This is a genomic window from Pseudomonas sp. TE12508 (genome assembly GCF_056279485.1).
This window is the reverse complement of sequence record NZ_JBWCCN010000001.1, coordinates 223,563-246,060: the sequence shown is the minus strand read 5'-3', so window position 1 is coordinate 246,060 and position 22,498 is coordinate 223,563. Positions and strand designations below refer to the sequence as shown.

At 59.8% G+C, this 22,498-nt stretch carries 17 protein-coding genes; 8 read left to right on the top strand and 9 right to left on the bottom strand.

The window, feature by feature from the left end; all coding sequences use genetic code 11:
* Window positions 1-2: 2 nt before the first annotated feature.
* The 4 genes from ACZ9IM_RS01065 to ACZ9IM_RS01050 form a co-directional block, all read right to left on the bottom strand.
* Window positions 3-1,013 carry a class 1 fructose-bisphosphatase gene (locus ACZ9IM_RS01065; RefSeq protein ID WP_063341843.1) on the bottom strand — a complete coding sequence of 337 codons (1,011 nt, stop codon included), beginning with the start codon at window positions 1,011-1,013 and terminating at the stop codon, window positions 3-5.
* A gap of 305 nt (window positions 1,014-1,318) precedes the next feature.
* Window positions 1,319-2,686: a DUF3999 domain-containing protein gene (locus tag ACZ9IM_RS01060; RefSeq protein ID WP_401173022.1), complete on the bottom strand. Its 1,368-nt coding sequence runs from the start codon at window positions 2,684-2,686 to the stop codon at window positions 1,319-1,321.
* Complete coding sequence (locus tag ACZ9IM_RS01055) at window positions 2,683-6,267, bottom strand: DUF2339 domain-containing protein (RefSeq protein WP_476223201.1); 3,585 nt, start codon at window positions 6,265-6,267, stop codon at window positions 2,683-2,685. Before ACZ9IM_RS01055 ends, ACZ9IM_RS01060 begins: the two co-directional genes overlap by 4 nt.
* Window positions 6,268-6,556: 289 nt before the next feature.
* Window positions 6,557-9,007, bottom strand: coding sequence for a glycogen/starch/alpha-glucan phosphorylase (locus ACZ9IM_RS01050; RefSeq protein ID WP_008068792.1), 2,451 nt, complete (start codon window positions 9,005-9,007; stop codon window positions 6,557-6,559).
* Between the two features lie 268 nt (window positions 9,008-9,275).
* Between ACZ9IM_RS01050 and ACZ9IM_RS01045 the strand changes: the two genes are divergently transcribed.
* Window positions 9,276-9,713, top strand: a complete 438-nt coding sequence (locus ACZ9IM_RS01045; protein ID WP_008005123.1) for a YkgJ family cysteine cluster protein — start codon at window positions 9,276-9,278, stop codon at window positions 9,711-9,713.
* Between the two features lie 205 nt (window positions 9,714-9,918).
* Here the strand turns inward: ACZ9IM_RS01045 and typA are convergent, their stop codons facing one another.
* Window positions 9,919-11,739 carry a translational GTPase TypA gene (gene typA / locus ACZ9IM_RS01040; RefSeq protein ID WP_007907857.1) on the bottom strand — a complete coding sequence of 607 codons (1,821 nt, stop codon included), beginning with the start codon at window positions 11,737-11,739 and terminating at the stop codon, window positions 9,919-9,921.
* Between the two features lie 139 nt (window positions 11,740-11,878).
* A complete protein-coding gene (gene thiI / locus ACZ9IM_RS01035; protein ID WP_008005335.1) occupies window positions 11,879-13,333 on the bottom strand; it encodes a tRNA uracil 4-sulfurtransferase ThiI in 1,455 nt (484 codons plus the stop codon).
* Between the two features lie 330 nt (window positions 13,334-13,663).
* On the opposite strand from thiI, the gene glnA reads away from it, so the two are divergent.
* From glnA to ntrC, 6 genes are all read left to right on the top strand, one after another.
* Window positions 13,664-15,070, top strand: coding sequence for a glutamate--ammonia ligase (gene glnA / locus ACZ9IM_RS01030; protein WP_007907861.1), 1,407 nt, complete (start codon window positions 13,664-13,666; stop codon window positions 15,068-15,070).
* Between the two features lie 135 nt (window positions 15,071-15,205).
* Window positions 15,206-15,754, top strand: a complete 549-nt coding sequence (locus ACZ9IM_RS01025) for a chorismate mutase (protein ID WP_476223200.1) — start codon at window positions 15,206-15,208, stop codon at window positions 15,752-15,754.
* 101 nt (window positions 15,755-15,855) lie between these two features.
* Window positions 15,856-16,371 carry a DUF4124 domain-containing protein gene (locus ACZ9IM_RS01020; protein ID WP_427625401.1) on the top strand — a complete coding sequence of 172 codons (516 nt, stop codon included), beginning with the start codon at window positions 15,856-15,858 and terminating at the stop codon, window positions 16,369-16,371.
* A complete protein-coding gene (locus ACZ9IM_RS01015; RefSeq protein ID WP_427625402.1) occupies window positions 16,368-16,967 on the top strand; it encodes a DUF4124 domain-containing protein in 600 nt (199 codons plus the stop codon). Before ACZ9IM_RS01020 ends, ACZ9IM_RS01015 begins: the two co-directional genes overlap by 4 nt.
* 419 nt (window positions 16,968-17,386) lie before the next feature.
* The gene (gene glnL / locus ACZ9IM_RS01010; RefSeq protein WP_427625404.1) at window positions 17,387-18,472 is read left to right on the top strand and encodes a nitrogen regulation protein NR(II); all 1,086 of its coding nucleotides are present in this window, start codon (window positions 17,387-17,389) and stop codon (window positions 18,470-18,472) included.
* Window positions 18,469-19,905: a nitrogen regulation protein NR(I) gene (gene ntrC, locus ACZ9IM_RS01005; protein WP_007897405.1), complete on the top strand. Its 1,437-nt coding sequence runs from the start codon at window positions 18,469-18,471 to the stop codon at window positions 19,903-19,905. Before glnL ends, ntrC begins: the two co-directional genes overlap by 4 nt.
* A gap of 697 nt (window positions 19,906-20,602) precedes the next feature.
* On the opposite strand, the gene ACZ9IM_RS01000 is transcribed toward ntrC, so the two are convergent.
* Window positions 20,603-21,043, bottom strand: coding sequence for a hypothetical protein (locus tag ACZ9IM_RS01000; protein WP_476223199.1), 441 nt, complete (start codon window positions 21,041-21,043; stop codon window positions 20,603-20,605).
* Between ACZ9IM_RS01000 and ACZ9IM_RS00995 the strand changes: the two genes are divergently transcribed.
* The gene (locus ACZ9IM_RS00995) at window positions 21,042-21,497 is read left to right on the top strand and encodes a tRNA (cytidine(34)-2'-O)-methyltransferase (protein WP_008068783.1); all 456 of its coding nucleotides are present in this window, start codon (window positions 21,042-21,044) and stop codon (window positions 21,495-21,497) included. The two genes, ACZ9IM_RS01000 and ACZ9IM_RS00995, sit on opposite strands and share 2 nt — an antisense overlap.
* A gap of 205 nt (window positions 21,498-21,702) precedes the next feature.
* On the opposite strand, the gene secB is transcribed toward ACZ9IM_RS00995, so the two are convergent.
* Window positions 21,703-22,188, bottom strand: a complete 486-nt coding sequence (gene secB / locus ACZ9IM_RS00990; protein WP_007897410.1) for a protein-export chaperone SecB — start codon at window positions 22,186-22,188, stop codon at window positions 21,703-21,705.
* A gap of 55 nt (window positions 22,189-22,243) precedes the next feature.
* On the bottom strand, window positions 22,244-22,498 hold the full coding sequence (gene grxC / locus ACZ9IM_RS00985; protein WP_007939440.1) for a glutaredoxin 3: 255 nt from the start codon (window positions 22,496-22,498) through the stop codon (window positions 22,244-22,246).

Genomic DNA, 22,498 nt, shown 5'->3' with positions numbered 1-22,498 from the left:
GTTTATTCCTTGTGGTAAGCCGTGACGCGGGCAACTTCTTCTTTCGAACCGAGGAACACCGCAACACGCTGGTGCAGGCCTTCCGGCTGGATGTCGAGGATACGCTGGTGGCCGTCAGTGGATGCGCCACCCGCTTGTTCCACCAGGAACGACATTGGGTTGGCTTCGTACATCAGGCGCAGTTTGCCCGGCTTCGACGGCTCGCGGCTGTCGCGTGGGTACATGAACAGACCGCCGCGGGTCAGGATGCGGTGCACGTCTGCGACCATCGCCGCGACCCAGCGCATGTTGTAGTTCTTTTTCAACGGGCCTTCTTCGCCAGCCAGCAATTCGCTGACGTAGCGTTGTACCGGAGCTTCCCAGTGCCGCTGGTTGGACGCGTTGATCGCGAACTCCTGAGTGGACTCCGGGATCTTGATGTCTTCATGGGTCAGCACGAAGCTGCCCATTTCGCGGTCCAGGGTGAAGCCTTTCACACCGTCGCCCAGGGTCAGGATCAACATGGTCTGTGGACCATAGATGGCATAACCGGCGGCCACTTGCTGGGTACCTGGCTGCAGGAAAGCCTTTTCATTCAAGGGCTCGTTCTGGCTCAGGTATTCGTTCGGGCAACGCAGTACCGAGAAGATGGTGCCGACCGGCGCGTTGATGTCGATGTTCGACGAACCGTCCAGTGGGTCAAATACCAGCAGGTACGCGCCTTTCGGGTATTTGCCCGGGATCTGGTAGGCGTTGTCCATTTCTTCGGACGCCATGCCGGCCAGGTGACCGCCCCACTCGTTGGCTTCGAGCAGGATTTCGTTGGAGATCACGTCGAGTTTCTTCTGCACTTCGCCCTGGACGTTTTCAGTGCCCATGCTGCCCAGAACACCACCCAGGGCGCCTTTGGAGACGGCGTGGTTGATTTCCTTGCAGGCACGCGCCACCACTTCGATCAGGAAGCGCAGATCGGCAGGAGTGTTGTTGCTACGGGTCTGCTCAATCAAATAGCGACTCAAGGTAACGCGGGACATGGACGGCTCCGGTGGAATGGGGGGGGCTAAAAACCCGCGCAGTTTAACGCGAGTCGGGGCGCATTTCCTCCTATCAGACGTGATACACCCAATAGAGTTCATGTGCGGGGTTGAGCGTAGTTCGAAATGGGGCCGATGTGGTCTGCGGATCAGTGGCAGATTGAGGTTTTTTTGTGGCTGATAGACCGCTTTCGCGAGCAAGCCCGCTCCCACAGTAGATCTTCAGCGTGCACAACATTTGTGTGCGACCGAGATCCAGTGTGGGAGCGGGCTTGCTCGCGAATGGCGCATAGCGCCAGCCATCCTCAGGACTTGGCAGCAGGCTTGCGCAGCAAGCTGAACGCCATGGCCCCCAAAAACAGCACACTGAGCAACAGCACCGCCCACAACCCGAATTTCTTCCAGTTCGTGTCCGCCACCGCAGGCACGGTCGCCGCCGGAGTCACCACGACCCCACCTTCCACGGTCGCCTTGCCCAACGCCGCCAGCTTCGCCGCGCTGTAATCGGGAATCAGCGTCGACAACGGCAAGCTCGCCGCCTTCACCGTCGCACTCCCCAACGCCAGCGTATAAGGCCCGGCACCGCGTGCCAGGAACACCAGTTGCGTGGAGCGCACGGCAAACCGCACGGTCGGCGCTTCGGCGCCCAGGCCACCGCCGCGCTCATCCACCGTCAGCTTCAATTGCTGCACGGTCTGGCCCGGCAGCTGCAATTCGTTCTGCACCACGTCCTGGCCATTCTGGGTCAAGCGGTAGAGCAAACCGCTGGTCAGCGTTTGCCACGGCAGGCTGGTTTCCCGGCGACCCGACAACGTCACCGGCGCCAGGCTGTTGGGCTGATTCAGCTCGATCTGCAAGCGCTGGACATTCAACCCCATCGGCAATTGCCAGATGTACTCACCGGCCTTCACGCTGGTGCCAGCCAACGGTTGTGACCAGACCAACGGCAGCGGCAAGGTGCGAGGGTTGGTGCTTTCCAGTTGCGCCGAAGTCAGCGCTGGCGCCGATTGCGGTGAGCTCCACAGCAAACGCAGATAGCGCGCCGATTGCCCCGGCAGGCCGACTTCATGCTGCTCGACCCGTTCGTCGGCAAACGTCAGACGCGCCACTTGCCCTTCGCCCCACGACTGCCAATGCTGCAAATCGTCGCTGGCTTCGATGCTGAAACGCTGGAAGCCGTCGCGATCGCTGGTCCAATCGAGGATCAATTGCTGTAACGGCGCCTTGATTCGACTGGCATCGAGTAACCAGCCGCGCAGCTCTTCTTCGCCCGCCTCCAACTGGCTGGACGGCTGCACCTCGATCAACGTGCCGTTGGTGTTCGATTGCACGCGCACACTCGGCGCGCGTTCGGTGGCTTCCGCCGAGTTGTACAACGGGAACCACTTCACGTCGTGAAGTGTGCGGTTTTCGCGGGTCTGCGCGGGTTCTCGGGCCAGCGCATAAGCCTGAGGCTCACCGGCGGCGTTGAACACGCGTAGATCGCTGAGATCGGTTTGCCGCGCTTTCAGTTGCACGCCCAAGGGCAATTCCAGGCGATACCACGGGCCTTCGCCACTCACCGACAACGGCACCTGCGCGGCAAAGTCCGCCGGTTTTTCCTGCGCGCCGGCCGACAGCGTCACACCCAACACCACAGCCCCCCACCAGCCCAGGTTCAGTTTCTGACTCAAGACGACACTCCTTCGGTTTCAGGGGCCGGTTTTTCAACATCCGGCACAGCTTCGGCACGCTTGGGTGGCAATGGAGCGAAATAGCCCACCACCAACAGCAACACGCCAACGCCGATAAACGACACGATCCGCGCGAGCCCGCCGCGGTTACTCAATTCAACGAAGAACAGCTTGGCGACCACCAACGCGATCAGCGCCGCGCCGATCAGCCAGACTTCGCGGCGATGACGCAGATGCCCACCGATCATCAGACTCAGGGCCATCAGGGTCCAGACGATGGACAGGCCGGCCTGCACCAACATCGACCCAAGCAGCAGATCCAGCGCGTACGGCACGCCCCCCCAATGGTGAGCCGCGCGCATCACCAGCGCGGTGAAGAAGACGAACAGCGAAACCCCGGCGATCACTTGCGTGGCGTTATCGGCGTACTCCTTGCGAATTGCCAGTTGCGCCACGGCGCTGCGAGACCAGATGTAAACGCCGAACAGGGCAAACAGCAGGCCCAGCTCCAGCGGGTTGATCAGTGGCACATATGGCAACGGCTCGGCGGTGCCGTCACTGGCGATGTTCGCCAACCAAAACCAGCCGAGCATCAACAGTGCCAACGGCGCAGCGGCATAGACCCGGTACTCGCGGGGATAAGCCGACACCGGCCATGGCCATGCACGCGGTGCAGCCATCAGCACCAGATACAGGCTCGGCAGAATCGCCCAGCCCAACCAGCGCCAGGCGTTGTACTGTTCCGACAACAGCAGCAGACCGTAACGCAGCTCCAGGGCCAACACGCCGATCAACAGCCAGCAGCCGAGCACATGGGCGGTGCTCAGGGCTGTTGCGGGCAGCGTCGGCGCCAGACGCCGCAGCGAGATGAAATGCACGACAAACACCGCGATCCAAACCAGCCAGCCGAAGTTGGCGGCCGGGTGATAACGCGAATGCCAGGCCGCGAGCAGCACCATACCGGCAGCGGGAATCAGCAACGTGCAGAGCAAGCCCAGCGACGACCACTTCAGGCGCAGCGCCAATACCGTCCACAGCGCGACACTCACGGCGGCGACGGCCAGCAACAAGGTGGCTTGCAGATTCAACGGCGCAAAGCGCAGCACTTCACTGACCCACGCCAGCGCCCACCAACCCGCGCCCCACACCAGCAATACTTCGGACAAGCGCTGCAGGCTCAACCCATCGAAGGCCGAGGCATGATTGCCGAGCTGCAAACGCCAGGCCCCGACGAAGGCGGCCAGCCCCAGCATCAGCGGCGTCCAGAAACCGCTATGCGCCAACGGTCGCAACCCTTCGCTGAGCAGCGGCCCGAGCAGGTCCGGCCCGGCGAACAGGAACGCCGCGCCACCGATCACCTGCAACAGCAGACCAAAGACAAAACTCACCCGCTGCTTCAGGTACAGGCTCAGCCAGATGATGAACAAACCACTGGCGGCCCACACCGCGCTCGCGGTTTGCCATGGCAACACAAACAACACGGCAAGGTTGATCAGCACCAGGCCGGCCAGCAACACCACTGACAAACCGCGCAGCAAACGCACGTCGCTGCGCACCATTTCGTCGCGGGCCGCCAGCAACATCCCGGCGATCAACGCCAACCCGATCAGGGACGCGCTGAGCAAACCGCTCCAACCGGCGTTGAACACCGCGGCAGACTCGCCGCCCGCCCCTTGCAGCCGCAACAGGAACAACGCACCGCCAAGCAGTTGCACGGCGAACGCGGTGAACAGGAAGGTTCTCGATTGCAGGCGCAGGCCGACGAACAGCGTCGCCAACCCGGCCAGCGCCCAACTGATCGCCGTGCCGTGGGTGAAGAAAAACAGCGGCGCCAGCAGATAGAGGAACGTCAGCCCCAGACAGGCCAGTACCGGCAGTGCTTGGTGCTCCCACTGCGAGGCCTGTTCGGGCAACGCTTTGCGCAACTGGTAGAAGCTGAACAGCAGCGCCACGCCGAGCATCAACGCTCCCAGCGGGGCGCCATCGAGCAGGCTGCTCTCACCAGTCCGCAGCTCACTGAGAAAGGCCAGTGCCGAGCCCAGCTGCAGCAGCAAGGCAAAGGCTCGCGCCAGCGGTCGTTGTTGACGCAGACCGAGCCAGAAAATCCCCGCGCCTTCCACCGCCCAGGCAGCTGCGGTCCAACGCGCGTCGAGCCCCAAGGGAATCGCCAGGCTGGCGAAAATCACCCCCAACGCCAGACAGGTTTCCGCCAACAACAATGCTCGACCGCCCATCAGCAATCGGGCCAGCCCCATGTAAATCATGCCCAGTGCCAAGGCGCTGAAGGCGGCGGCAAATTCCAGATGCTCCACCAGCGCGAACTGCAAACCGAAACCCACCAGCGGAGGGGCGAACAGCATCGTGCCGTCGACGTAATCGCCCTTGCGCGCCGACCAGTGCAGCAGCGCCTCGCGGCTGTCGTCCTCGGGCGCATCGCTCATTTCCAGCAGTTTGCGCCGGGCGAACAACAAGCCGATGGCCAGGTACATCAGGAAAAACAGAATCAGGAACGGCTCGGTACTCCACAGCAATTGCGGTGTATAGGAACGCAGACCCCAGGCCAACCCGATGCCGAAGGTGCCGACAAAACCGATCAGGTTAAGCAGCCGCCAGGCCTTGAACCACGCGATGGCGAGGATGCCGGCATTGAGCAAGGCGAAGTAGCTGAACAGCGCGACATGGTTGCCGGCGCCGGTGGAGGTCAGGATCGGCGCGGCGAAACCACCCAGGGCAGCTGCGGCGGCCAAGCCCAAGGCGTTTTGGGTAATGGCGAGAATTGCCGAGAACACCGTCACCACCACCAACAGCCCCAGTGCAGCCGTGGGGTCGAGCAACGGATGCAAACGCATCGCGGCAAATACGGTCAGGTACAACACCGCGATCCCGGTACCTTGCAGCATCAACGCGTAATTGCTGTTGCGCAGACGCAGCAACCAGCCCAGCGCGAGCAAGCCCAAGGCCGCCGCCGCGACACCGGTGTAACGCAACTCGACCGGCACCACCATGCCTTCGGTGGCATAGCGCAACAGGAAGGCCAGGCCGAGGAACAACAGCACCACGCCAACTCGCAACACGGTATTACCGCCGAACAACCAGTTGCGCGCGCCGCTGATGGCGCGCTCGATGAAGTTCGGGCCGCGAGGCGCCGCCGGTTGTTGTGGTTCGCGGGCAACCGGTTCGGGTTTCCAGGCATCTGTCTGCGGACGACTGGCTTCGGCCGCGGCCGCTGTGATGGGTTCGAGTTCAGGCGGCAGCTCCCAGATCAGCTCCGGGGATGCGACAGGGGCTTGCTCGAGAATGATTTCAGGGGATGGAACCGGCTCGCTAGCCGCAGGTTCACTGGCTTCAGGTCTTTTGACGCCCGACACTTCCAGCAATGCCAGTCGCTGCTCGACCGCATGCAGCGCAACCTGCGCCTGATCGAGCAAGCGTCGCTGCTCGGCGCTTTGAGTACTCAAGCGGCCGATGCGGATGGCCTGGCCAATACCCAGCCCGAGCAAAGCGCCCAACAGCGCATCGCTGAACGACTCGTCGAGTAGCCAGCCCAGCAGCAGCCCAATCAGCATGAACATCCATTGCATGGTCGATATCCCTAAGCAGCCCCGCGGTGGGGCAAATCCGGGCGATACAGCGTCAACGCTCAGTCTAGTGAGCAGACACCCGGAGTCCAGTGTGAGAGCAGATTGCATCTGCACCACAAATCCAATGTGGGAGCGGGCTTGCTCGCGAAGAGGGCCTGACATTCGACAATGATGTTGAATGTCGGTCCGCTTTCGCGAGCAAGCCCGCTCCCACAAGGGTCAAGTTGGTGCTTAGTATATCGATCAGGCCCAACGGACGTTGGGCCTTGCGCACATTTGTTGCAGAAAGTTACTCCAAAGCCTTCCAGATATCCGTGGCGTACTCGCGAATGGTCCGGTCGGACGAGAACCAGCCCATCCGCGCGCTGCTCAATACCGCCGAGCGCCACCATTCTTTGGAGTCGTGCCAATGAGCCTCGACCCGCATCTGAGCGTTCCAGTAAGAATCGAAATCGGCGCAGACCAGGAAGCGGTCATAGTCCACCAGCGAATCAATCAGTGTGGTGTAGCGGGACGGATCGTCTGGCGAGAACACCCCTCCGCGAATCGCTTGCAACACATCGTTGAGTCGATGGGAGGCGGCAATGTCCGGTGCCGCGTTGAACTCATGGTTGAGCTTGCGCGCTTCCACTTGCTCGGCGCTGAGGCCGAAGATGAACATGTGTTCGACACCAATGCGCTCGCTCATCTCCACGTTGGCCCCGTCCAGGGTGCCGATGGTCAGCGCGCCGTTGAGGCCGAACTTCATGTTGCTGGTGCCCGAGGCTTCGAAGCCTGCGGTGGAAATCTGTTCCGACAAATCCGCCGCTGGAATGATGCTTTCGGCCAGGCTGACGTTGTAGTTGGGCAAGAACACCACTTTGAGCAAACCACGCACGGTCGGGTCGTTGTTGACCACCCGGGCGATGTCGTTGGTCAGTTTGATGATCAATTTGGCCTGGTGATAACTGGCCGCAGCCTTGCCGGCGAAGATTTTCACCCGCGGCACCCAGTCAATTTCCGGTTCGGCACGAATCGCCTGATACAGCGCAACGGTGTGCAGCAGGTTGAGCAACTGACGTTTGTATTCGTGGATCCGCTTGACCTGCACGTCGAACATCGCCGCCGGGTTGATCGCAACCCCCAGCCGTTCATGAATCAGGTACGCCAGGGCTTTTTTGCTGTGCAGCCGCTGTTCGGCGAACTGTTTGCGGAATGCTGTCTTCTCGGCAAACGGTTCCAGCCCTATCAGGCTTTCTTCGGGGTTATCCAGCAGATCCGGGCCGAGGGCGTCGACCATCATCGAGGTCAACTCGGGGTTGGCCTGGTAGAGCCAGCGGCGGAAGGTAATGCCGTTGGTCTTGTTGTTGATCCGCTCCGGATAGAGTTTATGCAACTCGGAAAACACTGTGCTGCGCATCAGCTGCGTGTGCAGGCCGGACACGCCGTTGACACTGTGAGAACCAAGGAATGCCAGGTTACCCATGCGCACGCGACGACCGTTGTCCTCCTCGATCAGCGACACCGCACGCAATACGTCGAAATCGTGAACGCCCTTGGCCCGCAATGAGTCGATGTGCTGGGCGTTGATCAAATAAATGATCTGCATGTGCCGTGGCAGCATCCGCTCCATCAAACCGACCGGCCAGGTTTCCAGCGCCTCCGGCAACAGCGTGTGGTTGGTGTACGACAGCGTGTCGACCGTAACTTGCCACGCCGCATCCCACGCCACGTCATAAACGTCGACCAACTGACGCATCAACTCGGCCACGGCAATCGAGGGGTGAGTGTCGTTGAGTTGAATGGCCGCGTGATCGCCCAGGGTCAGCACCGAGGTGTGCATGTTGCGATGGCGGCGCAGCAGATCCTGCAGGGATGCGGCGACGAAGAAGTATTCCTGACGCAGACGCAGTTCCTGGCCGGCCTCGGTGCTGTCCGCCGGGTAGAGCACGCGGGAGATACTTTCGGCCCGGGCCACTTCTGCTACCGCGCCCAGGTGGTCGCCAGCGTTGAAGCGCTCCAGGTGCAACTCTTCCATGGCCCGGGCACGCCACAGTCGCAGCGTGTTGACACTCGCGCCGCGCCAACCGACCACCGGGGTGTCATAGGCAATGGCCCGCACGGTTTCCGCCGGGGACCAGACTTGCCTGGATTTGCCGTTTTCATCGGTCACGGTTTCGACACTGCCGCCGAAGCCGATCGGGTAGGCGACTTCCGGCCGTTCGAACTCCCACGGGTTGCCGAAATCCAGCCAGTGTTCGGTCTGCTCCTGCTGCCAGCCGTCGACGATGGCCTGACGGAACAAACCGTGTTCGTAACGAATGCCATAACCATGGCCGGCGATGCCGAGGGTCGACATGCTTTCCATGAAGCACGCCGCCAGACGCCCGAGGCCTCCGTTGCCCAGCGCCGCATCGGGCTCCAGCAGACGGATGCGTTCGATGTCGACGCCAAGTTCGGTCATGGCCTCGCGAGCCACATCGAGCAGGCCGAGATTGCTCAGGCTGTCATAGAGCAAGCGGCCGATCAGGAATTCAAGGGAGAGGTAATAGACCCGTTTCTGGCCTTTGCGGTAGATCTGCCGGGTGTGGTCCATCCAGTGCTCGACCATGTGATCGCGCGCCGCCAGGGCGATGGCTTCGAACCAGTCGTGGTCGAAGGCGTGATCAGGGTCTTTGCCCACCGCGTAGGTAAGCTTGGTCAAGACGGCGTCGCGGAATGCGGCCACCTCTGCTTCGCGAACAAGTGGTTCTTGAGTCATCGATAAGACCTCGAGCGAGCGTGAAGTTGTCTGAGCCTAGTCGGTCTGACAGACCATTGAGACTCTGGTTCGGCAGTTTTTCCTGTTTGTGCGAGCTATTCGTGTGAGAGAGATCGGCATTAGGTTATCGCGCCCCGAAACAATGCAGGGGCCGTGCCGGACACAGGGATTATTTTGCGCCAAGCGAAAAAATCTGGCGAAAGGTTGTTCAAAAATCCACCAGTCCCGGTATGATCGCGCGCCCTGATGCACACGCTGGTAACAACCGATGATGAAGCCCAACCTGATCGCCGCCGCGGAGATCGATCGCCTCGATACCTGGGCAAAATACTCTGCCCCAATGTGCGGTTCCTGCGTGTCCAGCTGCTGCACCTTGCCGGTCGAGGTCAAGATCAAGGATTTGATCCGTATCGGCATCGTCGACGAATTCGAGCGTGGCGATCCGCCGAAGAACATCGCCAAGCGTTTGCAGAAGGAAGGTATCGTCGAGCGCTATAACCAGAAGTCCGAGATCTTCACCCTTCAGCGCATGAGCAACAACGATTGCCTGTACCTGGATCGCAAGAGCCGTCTGTGCACTATTTATGATAAGCGCCCGGATACCTGCCGCAATCACCCGAAGATCGGACCGCGGCCGGGGTATTGCGCGTACAAACCAAAAGAAGTGGTGCGCGAGAACAATCCGCGGACGCTGGACAAGTTTTAAACAATCGTTGCGTTCTTACCATGATCATTCCCACGCTCCGCGTGGGAATGCAGCCCGGGACGCTCCGCGTCCCAAAGCGGACGCAGAGCGTCCATTGAGGCATTCCCACGCAGAGCGTGGGAACGATCATCAAACCCCAGACAAACAAAAACGCCCCCGACCTTGCGGTCGGGGGCGTTTTTTTAAGCGTTAACTAAGTCGAAACTCAGTTACCAGCTTTCTTGGCAGCGCGGGTACGCTCGCTTTCGCCCAGGATCTTCTTACGAAGACGGATGGACTTAGGAGTGACTTCGCACAGTTCGTCTTCTTGCACGAACTCAAGAGCTTGTTCCAGGGTGAAACGGATAGGCGGAACCAGAGCGATGGTTTCGTCTTTACCCGAAGCACGCATGTTGTCGAGCTTCTTGCCTTTGGTTGGGTTGACGCCCAGGTCGTTGTCGCGGCTGTTGATACCGACGATTTGACCTTCGTACACGTCTTCACCGTGACCCAGGAACAGTTTGCCGCGAGCTTGCAGGGTTTCCAGCGAGTAAGTCAGCGCCTTACCGGTAGCAACCGAAACCAGCACGCCGTTCTGACGGCCGGACATGTCGCCGGACTTCATCACGTCGTAACGGTCGAAGATCGAGGTCAGGATGCCTGCACCGGAGGTCAGGGTCAGGAACTCGTTACGGAAACCGATCAAGCCACGAGCCGGGATGTTGTACTCAAGGCGCACACGGCCCTTGCCATCCGGAACCATGTTGGTCAGGTCGCCTTTACGGATACCGATCTGTTCCATGATCGAACCTTGCGATTCTTCCGGCAGGTCGATGGTCACGTTTTCGTACGGTTCGTGCTTGACGCCGTCAACCATGCGGATGATCACTTCCGGACGACCAACACCCATTTCGAAGCCTTCGCGACGCATGGTTTCGATCAGTACCGAGAGGTGCAGCTCACCACGGCCGGAGACTTTGAACTTGTCGGCGGTGTCGCCTTCTTCAACGCGCAGAGCAACGTTGTAGAGCAGTTCCTTGTCCAGACGTTCCTTGATGTTACGGCTGGTGACGAACTTGCCTTCTTTACCGCAGAAAGGCGAGTCGTTTACCTGGAAGGTCATGGAAACGGTTGGCTCGTCAACGGTCAGCGGCTTCATCGCTTCGACGTTCAGTGGGTCGCACAGAGTGTCGGAGATGAACAGCTGGTCGAAGCCGCTGATGCAGACGATGTCGCCGGCAGCTGCTTCTTCAACGTCGATGCGGTGCAGGCCGTGGTGACCCATCAGCTTCAGGATACGACCGTTACGCTTCTTGCCGTCGGCGTCGATAGCAACAACCGGAGTGTTCGGCTTGATGCGACCACGAGCGATACGGCCAACGCCGATAACACCCAGGAAGCTGTTGTAGTCCAGAGCGGAGATTTGCATCTGGAACGGACCGTCACGGTCGACTTTCGGCGCAGGTACGTTGTCGACGATCGACTGGTACAGCGGAGTCATGTCTTCAGCCATGTCGGTGTGTTCCAGACCGGCAATGCCGTTCAGGGCCGAGGCGTAGACGACTTTGAAGTCCAGCTGTTCTTCGGTAGCACCGAGGTTGTCGAACAGGTCGAAGATCTGATCCAGAACCCAGTCCGGACGCGCGCCTGGACGGTCAACCTTGTTGATGACCACGATTGGACGCAGGCCGGCTTCGAAAGCCTTCTTGGTCACGAAACGGGTTTGCGGCATAGGGCCGTCTTGAGCGTCAACCAGCAGCAGAACGGAGTCAACCATCGACATTACGCGTTCAACTTCGCCGCCGAAGTCGGCGTGGCCCGGGGTGTCCACGATGTTGATGTGGTAGCCGTTCCAGTTGATGGCGGTGTTTTTCGCCAGAATGGTAATACCGCGCTCTTTCTCCTGGTCGTTGGAGTCCATCACGCGCTCGTCGTTGAGCTCGTTGCGCTCCAGGGTGCCGGATTGACGCAAGAGTTTGTCTACCAGGGTGGTTTTACCATGGTCAACGTGAGCAATGATGGCGATGTTGCGTAGATTTTCGATCACTTGTGTATCTCGATCAGAGGATTCGGTGTGCTGACAAGTCTTGGCAGCGATTTACAGTAGAGTCCGGCAAAGCCGTTACAGCTTGACGGCGGCGTCGGGGGGCCGGTGACGCAGGCCACAGGCAAACAGCCCCGGGCACTTAGCTCGGTCGATAAACGCGCACATTGGCATGCCCCTCACTGAGCAAATGGTGGGCATGCAGGCGACTCATCACGCCTTTGTCGCAATACAGCAGGTACTGGCGAGTAGGGTCCAGTTCCTTGAAACGAGCGTTCAATGCATAAAACGGCATCGTCTGCACCTCAATGCCAGCGAGTTCCAGCGGCTCGTCTTCAGCGGCATCCGGGTGACGGATGTCGATGATGATCTGGCCCGCCAGAGCTTCGCTGACTTCTTCGATCTGCAAATCCTGGCCCAATTCGTCGATTACGCGATCGATCGGCACCAGTTTGGCGTTCTCGAGCGCACGCTCAAGTACCGCCATGTCGAATTCTTTCTCTTCATGCTCCACGCGCGGACGCTTGGCGTGGGTCTTTGGGTTCACCGAGATGACCCCGCAGTATTCCGGCATGTGCTTGGCGAAATCGGCAGTACCGATTTCGTTGGCCAGGTCGATGATGTCCTGCTTGTGACTGGCGATCAGCGGGCGCAAGACCAGCTTGTCGGTCACGCAGTCGATCACGGACAGGTTCGGCAACGTCTGGCTCGATACCTGGGAAATCGCTTCGCCGGTGACCAGCGCTTCGATCTCCAGCCGATCGGCAATACGGGAAGCAGCGCGCAACATCATACGCTTCAAAACTACACCCATATGACTGTTATCGACTTTCCCGAGAATTTCTCCCAGTACTTCCTCGAACGGCACACTGACAAATAACACGCGTTGGGAGCTGCCGTACTTCTTCCAGATGAAGTGCGCGACTTCCATGACGCCCAGTTCGTGGGCTCGCCCGCCCAGATTGAAGAAGCAGAAATGGCTCATCAGCCCGCGGCGCATGATCTGGTAGGCGGCGACGGTGGAATCGAAGCCACCGGACATCAGTACAAGCGTCTGTTCCAGGGCACCCAGCGGATAACCGCCGATGCTGTTGTGCTGGCTGTGGATCACGAACAACCGTTTGTCGCGAATTTCGATGCGAACTTCGATTTCAGGCTCTTTGAGCGAGATTCCGGCGGCGCCGCACTGACGACGCAGTTGGCTGCCGACGTATTTCTCGACGTCCATGGAGCTGAATTCGTGCTTGCCGGCACGCTTGCAGCGCACCGAAAAAATCTTCCCGGCCAGGGCGTCACCAAAATGCTGTTTGCACTTGGCGACGATGTCGTCGAAGTCGCCCAACGGGTATTCATCGACCTGCAGGAAATGCGCGATACCCGGCATGCAGCTCAGGCGCTCGGTCATCTCCTTCAGGGCTTTCGGCTCGCTGACGCGGGTTTCCAACTCGAGATTGTCCCACACACCGTTGACCACCACAGCCGGGTCCAGATCGCGGAGCACGGTACGGATGTTTTTGGCCAACTGGCGGATGAAACGCATCCGTACCGGGCGGCTCTTGATGGTGATCTCGGGGAAGACTTTTACGATTAGTTTCATGAAAACAGCGCGCGCTGGGCCAGCCGAAAAAGGGGGGCGCGGATTATAGCGGAAATTGCTCAAGGTTTAACCAGTTAATGTGCAGAAGGTTTTGCGCGCACCAAAACAGGTCATTTATGGAATTCGACGCTACATTACAGGGCGAGGTTTGGCGCTTTTCGAGGCTTTGCACCTTTATAAGCGTGATATTGGGGCAAAAAACCCATGGTGGGGCACTGGCATGCAATTTGCTCCCTTGTGAGGCAGGTTGCCTTGGCAGAGTATTCGCGCCGGCATCACCCACATTCTAAGGGCATCCACTACTAAGCCCGAAGCCACCCGGAGGACACTATGTCGAAGTCGGTTCAACTCATCAAAGATCATGACGTCAAGTGGATTGATCTGCGCTTCACGGACACCAAAGGCACTCAGCACCACGTGACCATGCCGGCTCGCGATGGGCTGGATGAAGCTTTCTTCGAAGAAGGCAAAATGTTCGACGGTTCCTCCATCGCTGGCTGGAAAGGCATCGAAGCCTCCGACATGATTCTGATGCCGGACGACAGCACTGCCGTTCTCGACCCGTTCACCGAAGAGCCAACCCTGATCCTGGTTTGCGACGTGATCGAGCCTTCGACCATGCAAGGCTACGACCGTGACCCACGTGCGATCGCCAAGCGTGCCGAGGAATACCTGAAGTCGACCGGTATCGGTGACACCGTATTCGTGGGTCCAGAGCCTGAATTCTTCATCTTCGACGAAGTGAAGTTCAAGTCCGACATCTCCGGTTCGATGTTCAAAATCTTCTCCGAACAAGGTTCGTGGATGTCCGACCAGGACGTGGAAGGCGGCAACAAAGGCCACCGTCCAGGCGTCAAAGGCGGCTACTTCCCTGTTCCGCCGTTCGACCACGACCACGAAATCCGTACCTCCATGTGCAACGCCATGGAAGAAATGGGCCTGGTCATCGAAGTTCACCACCACGAAGTGGCGACTGCCGGTCAGAACGAAATCGGCGTGAAGTTCAACACCCTGGTTGCCAAGGCTGACGAAGTTCAAACCCTGAAGTACTGCGTACACAACGTTGCTGATGCATACGGCCGCACCGCGACCTTCATGCCTAAGCCTCTGTACGGCGACAACGGTTCGGGTATGCACGTTCACCTGTCCATCGCCAAAGATGGCAAGAACACCTTCGCTGGCGAAGGCTATGCCGGCCTGTCCGATACCGCTCTGTACTTCATCGGCGGCATCATCAAGCACGGTAAGGCTCTGAACGGCTTCACCAACCCGTCGACCAACTCCTACAAGCGTCTGGTCCCAGGTTTCGAAGCGCCAGTGATGCTGGCTTACTCGGCTCGCAACCGTTCGGCTTCGATCCGTATTCCTTACGTGTCCAGCCCTCGCGCTCGCCGTATCGAAGCTCGCTTCCCGGATCCGGCAGCTAACCCGTACCTGGGCTTCGCTGCACTGTTGATGGCTGGCCTGGACGGCATCCAGAACAAGATCCACCCTGGCGACGCAGCTGACAAAAACCTGTACGACCTGCCGCCTGAAGAGGCGAAAGAGATCCCACAAGTTTGCGGCAGCCTGAAAGAAGCCCTGGAAGAGCTGGACAAAGGTCGTGCGTTCCTGACCAAAGGCGGCGTTTTCAGCGACGATTTCATCGACGCTTACATCGCCCTGAAAAGCGAAGAAGAAATCAAGGTTCGTACCTTCGTACACCCACTGGAATATGAGCTGTACTACAGCTGCTGATCCGGTAGCGCCGCGCTACGCGGCGTGACAAAAGAGAGGCCTCCTTCGGGAGGCCTTTTTTTGTGGGCGACCGTCTGTCATCGGATACCCGGTTGCGTGCATCATGACTTTCATCCGATAAAGCCGAGATGCCCCATGCGCCTACGTCCATGCCTTGCCCTGCTCACCGCCCTGCTGGCCAACAGCGCTTTTGCCAGCCCGGCACCTGCCGCCCTCGCCCCGTTGCTTGGCACCATCGAAGAACGCCTGGCGATTGCCGATCAGGTCGCGCTGAGCAAATGGGACAGCGGCAAACCTGTCGAAGACCGGCAGCGCGAGCGCGAGGTGATTGCCGGCGCCGTCGCCCTGGCACCAGCCTATAAACTGAGCAACGAAGCCGTCGAACAGTTCTTCTCGGCACAGATCGAGGCCAACAAACTGGTGCAATACGCGCACCTGTCTGACTGGCATGCCCAAGGCAAGGCGCCCAATGATCCTCGCCCCGATCTCATCGGGCAGATCCGCCCACAACTTGACCGGTTACAAAAACGCCTGCTGCAACAACTGGCCGATTTCAGCCCTTATCGCAACGACCCGCAGTGCCCGTCCTGGCTGGCCAAGGCCAATAAAACCGGCGCCCACGCGCCATTGCGCGAGCTTGCCCAGGTACGCGCCACCGCCGAGTTGTGCAGCGCCAACCGCTGAGCCGACCTGCCGATGTGCGCTGAAGTGCTCTATGCTCAGCGCTTAGTCGCCATGAACGGAACAGGGCCGGACACTTGCCCAACGGCCAATGGAAGCCTGCAATGCGCTCATTGTTGTTATGCCTGCTTGTGCTGATCGCCCTGCCCGCCGCCGCGCAGATCTACAAGTACACCGACGCCAACGGCAACACTGCGTACAGCAATCAACCGCCCGATGGCGTAAAGGCTCACCCCGTGGAGCTGCCACCGCTCAACAGCGTCGAGCGTCAACCTCCGAGCGAGCCTGTAGCGCCTGCGCAAGCCAGTAGCCGCGAACAGCCCAACAGCGCCTATCAGGTGCTGGAGCTGACCGGCTTGCCCACCGAAGAAGCCTTGCGCGCCAATAACGGCACGTTCACGGTCAGCGTATTGATCCAGCCGCGCCTGCAAGGCTCTCATCGGTTGCGGCTGTTACTGGACGATCAACCCTACGGCCAACCGAGCAACGTCCCGATCCTGCAACTGGTGAACATCGACCGTGGCGAACACCGCCTCGCGGTTCAGGTGATCGATGGGCAAAACGTGGTGCAGCAGAGCCCCACCGTGACCTTCACCGTACAACGGGTGCATAAGCCTTGAGGTGCTGGCTGTTGGTCGCATGCCTGATCAGCCTGCCAGCAATGGCCGAGGTTTTCACCTACATCGACGCCCAGGGCAATCGGGTCTTCACCGATCAGCCAGGCACCCGTAATGCCAAGCGTGTACCACTGGCGACCAGCAATCGGATGTCGGCCAACCCGAGCAGCACCGCGCCAATGACGGCCACGAAAGCCAAACCACTGTTTCATTACGACATGCTTCGTGTGCTGGTGCCGGACCCGGATGCCACGATCCGTAGCACTGCCGGTGAATTGATCGTCAGCGTTACCAGCGAACCCGGCCTGCAACAGGGCCATCGCTATCGCCTGCTGCTGGATGGCCAACCCACCGCCGAGCCCGGCCCGAGCCCGGTGTTCGCCCTGAGCAACATTGACCGCGGCAGCCATAACCTGTCGGTGGAAATCCTCGACGAACAGGGCCGCACCGTCGAACGCACGGCCAATCAACCCTTCCACATGCAGCGCATTTCCCTCGCGCAGAAACGTCAGGTCAAACCCTGCGTCCTTACCGACTACGGCCAACGGCCGGAATGCCCCCTCAAAGACAAACCCGAAGAAGAAAAGAGCTTCTTTTAGCGCTAACGCCGGCCAGTTAAGACATAGAACCTGTGGGAGCGTGGCTTGCCCGCGAAGAACGATGACGCGTAATACCTGAAAAACCGCGGTGCATTCTTCGCGGGCAAGCCTCTCCCCCACAGAATTCTCGTCGCTCAAATTTCTTCGCCACAGTTCTGCAGCTTGGCCCGGGCTCTTCTGCTTCTTTTACTTCGTTCAGGTTTGCGCACTATATTGGTGCAATAGAGTGCACAGTACTCACACCCCAACCCATTTTGGTTCGAAAGTACTCGCAAAAGCTGGCAGAACGCCACGCAAATGAGCGTCAAACGCCTGTTTCAGGCTCTAAACGCTTCTTTTCGGAGCCTTGGTTTGGTTTTTGCATTTTCCTCGTATCGGCGCGTTATTCATGCGCATGCCCTGCTCCAAAAGAGGTCCTGATGACCATTAGCGACGCACTACACCGCTTGCTACTCGACAACCTGACCACCGCAACCATTCTGCTCGACGCCGAACTGCGCCTTGAGTACATGAACCCGGCGGCGGAGATGCTGCTGGCCATCAGCGGCCAGCGTAGCCATGGGCAGTTCATCAGTGAGTTGTTCACCGAATCCACCGAAGCGCTGAACTCCCTGCGCCAGGCAGTCGAGCAGGCGCACCCGTTCACCAAGCGCGAAGCGATGCTCACCGCCCTCACCGGCCAGACCCTGACCGTCGACTACGCCGTGACACCGATCCTGAGCAATGGCAATACGCTGCTGTTGCTGGAGGTTCACCCGCGTGACCGCTTGTTGCGGATCACCAAGGAAGAGGCGCAGCTGTCGAAGCAGGAGACCAGCAAGATGCTGGTACGCGGCCTCGCCCATGAAATCAAAAACCCGCTCGGCGGGATTCGTGGCGCGGCTCAATTGCTCGCCCGTGAATTGCCGGAAGAGAGCCTGCGCGATTACACCAACGTCATCATTGAAGAAGCCGATCGCCTGCGCAATCTGGTGGATCGCATGCTCGGCTCCAACAAACTGCCGTCACTGGCCATGTGCAATGTCCATGAAGTGCTGGAACGCGTAGGTCAGCTGGTAGAGGCCGAAAGTCAGGGATGCATCACTTTGGTGCGTGACTACGACCCAAGCATTCCGGATGTGTTGATCGATCGCGAACAGATGATTCAGGCCGTCCTGAACATCGTGCGAAACGCGATGCAGGCTATCAGCAGCCAGAACGAGCTGCGCCTTGGCCGCATCAGCTTGCGTACCCGCGCCATGCGCCAGTTCACCATCGGCCACGTGCGCCACCGCCTGGTGACCAAGATCGAAATCATCGACAACGGCCCGGGGATCCCCGCCGAGCTGCAGGAAACCATCTTTTTTCCCATGGTCAGCGGTCGCCCGGACGGTACCGGGCTGGGCCTGGCCATTACCCAGAACATCATCAGCCAGCACCAGGGCCTGATCGAATGTGAAAGCCATCCAGGCCACACCACGTTCTCGATCTTTCTGCCACTGGAACAAGGAGCCACATCGACATGAGCCGTAGTGAAACCGTGTGGATCGTCGATGACGACCGTTCTATCCGTTGGGTCCTGGAAAAAGCCTTGCAGCAGGAAGGCATGACCACGCAAAGCTTCGACAGCGCCGACGGCGTGATGAGCCGCCTGGCGCGCCAGCAGCCGGACGTGATCATCTCCGACATTCGCATGCCGGGTGCCAGCGGTCTGGACCTTCTGGCGCGGATTCGCGAACAACACCCTCGGCTGCCGGTCATCATCATGACCGCTCACTCCGATCTGGACAGCGCTGTCGCGTCCTATCAGGGCGGCGCGTTTGAATACCTGCCCAAGCCGTTCGATGTCGACGAAGCGGTGTCGCTGGTCAAACGCGCGAACCAGCACGCTCAGGAACAGCAAGGCCTGGAAGTCCCGGTCGCCCTGACCCGTACGCCAGAAATCATCGGCGAAGCGCCGGCGATGCAGGAAGTGTTTCGCGCCATCGGGCGCTTGAGTCACTCCAACATCACCGTGCTGATCAATGGCGAATCCGGTACCGGTAAAGAACTGGTGGCCCACGCCCTGCACCGTCACAGCCCACGGGCGGCCTCGCCGTTCATTGCGCTGAACATGGCGGCGATCCCCAAGGATCTGATGGAGTCCGAGCTGTTCGGCCATGAAAAAGGCGCCTTTACCGGCGCGGCCAACTTGCGTCGCGGGCGTTTTGAACAGGCTGACGGCGGCACGCTGTTCCTCGATGAAATCGGCGACATGCCAGCGGACACTCAGACGCGCTTGCTGCGGGTATTGGCGGACGGCGAGTTCTACCGTGTCGGCGGTCATGTGCCGGTGAAGGTCGACGTGCGCATCATCGCCGCGACTCACCAGAATCTGGAAACCCTGGTGCATGCCGGAAAATTCCGTGAGGACTTGTTCCACCGCCTCAACGTAATCCGCATCCACATTCCACGACTGTCGGACCGTCGCGAAGACATCCCGACCCTGGCCAAGCACTTCCTCAGCCGCGCCGCGCAAGAACTGGCGGTGGAACCGAAGCTGCTGAAAAGCGAAACCGAGGAATACCTGAAGAATCTGCCGTGGCCAGGCAACGTGCGTCAGCTGGAGAACACCTGCCGCTGGATCACGGTGATGGCTTCGGGTCGCGAAGTGCACATCAGCGATCTGCCGCCAGAGCTGCTGAGCCTGCCGCAGGATTCGGCACCGGTGACCAATTGGGAGCAAGCACTGCGTCAATGGGCTGATCAGGCGTTGGCTCGCGGTCAGTCGAGTCTTCTGGACAGTGCCGTGCCAGCCTTCGAGCGGATCATGATCGAAACAGCCCTCAAACACACCGCCGGCCGCCGCCGCGATGCCGCCGTGTTGCTGGGTTGGGGCCGCAATACCCTGACGCGCAAGATCAAGGAATTGGGGATGAAGGTTGATGGTGGGGATGATGATGAAGGGGATGAGGGTTAAGCAGCCTTGATCGTTCCCACGCTCTGCGTGGGAATGCAGCCCGGGACGCTCTGCGTCCCTGCCGAAGCGGACGCAGAGCGTCCATTGAGGCATTCCCACGCAGAGCGTGGGAACGATCCTCACAGTGGGTTTTCAGTGTGTTCACTATTCTGTGAACACCATTGAACCCTGTGGGAGCGAGCCTGCTCGCGATGCTTTTGGAGCCATAGTGCACCGACTGAATGCACCATGAACCGCAATCGAGCACGACAACCGATCCAAAACCCCGTCTCCATCTGCAAGAAAAACCATATCGCAGAAATACAAAAGCCCCGAATTACGGGGCTTTCAGCGCTGCTGGGCGGCTTTCTGTTGCAACTTGTTAAAAACTGGCACGCCCCCTGCAATAGTCCATTCAGTGATTCGATTCACTACCCAGTTTCGGGGACCTTGGTACAGGCAGGCCGGGGATTCCCCTCTTTACACCGGGCTCATACCGCAATTGCGACGAGCCCATCCCGTTTTGGGGTCCTTGGTACAGGCAGGCCGGGGATTCCCTCTTTACACCGGGCTCACGCCGCAATGCGCGAGCCCTCCCGTTTTGGGAACCTTGGTACAGGCAGGCCGGGGATTCCCTCTTTACACCGGGCCCACGCCGCAATGCGCGAACCCTCCCGTTTTGGGAACCTTGGTACAGGCAGGCCGGGGATTCCCTCTTTTATTGCTCTCGGAGATGGATCTCCATCCGCCAGCGGTCATCGACCTCGCTACCGGCCCACTCGCCCTGCAGCGGCCGGGCCGCCACCACCGTCAGCAACAGTCCCCCGTCACTCAAACGCGTTCGCCAGTTCACGTCCTTGCCGTTGAGCTTGAGCTGACCTTTCTGTGCCTTGCCTTCAGCCTCGAACAACAGCGCCACGCTGCCGTCGACCAGCTCGCCGTGGGTTTTGGGTTCGTTGTTGAACCACACCACCAGCCCATCGTTCGTCACCTCGACTTGCTCTAAAACACTGGGGTCGGGCGCGGTCAGGCGACCGATCATCAGGCCCACCATCACCCCGACAATCGCCAGCGAAGCCATCACCCTTGGGAATAGTTTCGAACGAGGGTCCTTTGGCGGCGTAGAATGCCCGTCATCTTTACCTTCGGAGCCGTGCATGTTTCACGTCATCCTTTTCCAACCAGAAATTCCGCCGAATACCGGCAACGTTATCAGGCTGTGCGCCAACAGTGGCTGCCACCTGCATTTGATCGAACCGCTGGGCTTCGAGATGGACGACAAGCGTCTGCGCCGGGCCGGCCTCGATTACCATGAGTATGCCACCCTGCAACGCCACGCAGACCTCGCCAGCTGTCTGGAAAGCCTCGGCCATCCCCGGCTGTTCGCCTTTACCACCAAGGGCTCGCGGCCCTTTCACGACGCCAGCTTCGCCGAGGGCGATGCCTTCCTGTTCGGCCCGGAAAGCCGCGGCTTGCCGGCCGAAGTGCTCGATGCCCTGCCCAGCGAACAACGCTTGCGCCTGCCGATGCGCGAAGGCTGTCGCAGCCTGAACCTGTCCAACACCGTGGCCGTCGCCGTTTACGAAGGCTGGCGTCAGCTGGGGTTCAAATAACCCCGCGACTGATCGTTCCCACGCTCTGCGTGGGAATGCCTCAAGGGACGCTCCGCGTTCCAGCAGCACCACAGGCGTCGAGCCTGGCACCAGTGTGACGCGGAGCGTCACGGGCTGCATTCCCACGCAGAGCGTGGGAACGATCATCTCCCGCCCAAGAAAAAAGCGCCTGTTACGGCGCTTTTTTCGTTACTGCATCGAACGCTTACTGAACGGTTGGAGTCTCGCCAGCCGCCTGCATGCGCTGCAGTTCTTGTGCGTACAGCGCGTCGAAGTTCACCGGGGCCAGCATCAGGGCCGGGAACGAACCGCGGGTCACGAGGCTGTCCAGGGTTTCGCGAGCGTACGGGAACAGGATATTCGGGCAGAACGCACCGAGGGTGTGGCTCATCGAAGCATCGTCCAGGTTCTTGATCAGGAAGATCCCGGCCTGTTGCACTTCAGCGATGAACGCCACTTCCTCACCGTTTTTCACGGTGACCGACAGAGTCAGCACGACTTCGTGGAAGTCACCTTCCAGAGCCTTCTGACGGGTGTTCAGATCCAGACCGACACTCGGCTCCCACTGCTGGCGAAAGATCGCCGGGCTTTTCGGGGCTTCGAAGGACAAGTCGCGTACGTAGATGCGCTGCAAGGAGAATTGCGGTGCGGTTTCTTCTTCGCTAGCTGCAGTGTTCTGTTGGTCAGTCATCTCAGATCCTTTCTGATCTCGGGTCTTGTAGGGTTGGCTATTTCAAGTAAGGCAGTCAGGCCTTGAGCATGGCGTCGAGCTTGCCGGCGCGCTCCAGGGCAAACAAATCATCACAGCCGCCAACGTGGGTGCTGCCGATCCAGATCTGCGGCACGGACGTACGCCCGGCCTTCTGAGCCATCGCGGCACGCACCTGCGGCTTGCCATCGACCTTGATCTCTTCGAAGGCTACGCCTTTGTTCTCGAGCAGGTACTTGGCTCGCGAGCAATAAGGGCAGTAATCGCTGGAATAGACGACGACGTTGTTCAT

What these genes read in the sequence shown, in the direction of transcription:
- ACZ9IM_RS01050 (WP_008068792.1), bottom strand. Translation starts at nt 9,007, where the DNA reads ATGACTCAAGAACCACTTGTTCGCGAAGCAGAGGTGGCCGCATTCCGC.
- ntrC (WP_007897405.1), top strand. Translation starts at nt 18,469, where the DNA reads ATGAGCCGTAGTGAAACCGTGTGGATCGTCGATGACGACCGTTCTATC.
- ACZ9IM_RS01065 (WP_063341843.1), bottom strand. Translation starts at nt 1,013, where the DNA reads ATGTCCCGCGTTACCTTGAGTCGCTATTTGATTGAGCAGACCCGTAGC.
- glnL (WP_427625404.1), top strand. Translation starts at nt 17,387, where the DNA reads ATGACCATTAGCGACGCACTACACCGCTTGCTACTCGACAACCTGACC.
- ACZ9IM_RS01025 (WP_476223200.1), top strand. Translation starts at nt 15,206, where the DNA reads ATGCGCCTACGTCCATGCCTTGCCCTGCTCACCGCCCTGCTGGCCAAC.
- grxC (WP_007939440.1), bottom strand. Translation starts at nt 22,498, where the DNA reads ATGAACAACGTCGTCGTCTATTCCAGCGATTACTGCCCTTATTGCTCG.
- secB (WP_007897410.1), bottom strand. Translation starts at nt 22,188, where the DNA reads ATGACTGACCAACAGAACACTGCAGCTAGCGAAGAAGAAACCGCACCG.
- ACZ9IM_RS01055 (WP_476223201.1), bottom strand. Translation starts at nt 6,267, where the DNA reads ATGCAATGGATGTTCATGCTGATTGGGCTGCTGCTGGGCTGGCTACTC.
- ACZ9IM_RS01000 (WP_476223199.1), bottom strand. Translation starts at nt 21,043, where the DNA reads ATGCACGGCTCCGAAGGTAAAGATGACGGGCATTCTACGCCGCCAAAG.
- thiI (WP_008005335.1), bottom strand. Translation starts at nt 13,333, where the DNA reads ATGAAACTAATCGTAAAAGTCTTCCCCGAGATCACCATCAAGAGCCGC.
- glnA (WP_007907861.1), top strand. Translation starts at nt 13,664, where the DNA reads ATGTCGAAGTCGGTTCAACTCATCAAAGATCATGACGTCAAGTGGATT.
- ACZ9IM_RS00995 (WP_008068783.1), top strand. Translation starts at nt 21,042, where the DNA reads ATGTTTCACGTCATCCTTTTCCAACCAGAAATTCCGCCGAATACCGGC.
- ACZ9IM_RS01045 (WP_008005123.1), top strand. Translation starts at nt 9,276, where the DNA reads ATGATGAAGCCCAACCTGATCGCCGCCGCGGAGATCGATCGCCTCGAT.
- ACZ9IM_RS01020 (WP_427625401.1), top strand. Translation starts at nt 15,856, where the DNA reads ATGCGCTCATTGTTGTTATGCCTGCTTGTGCTGATCGCCCTGCCCGCC.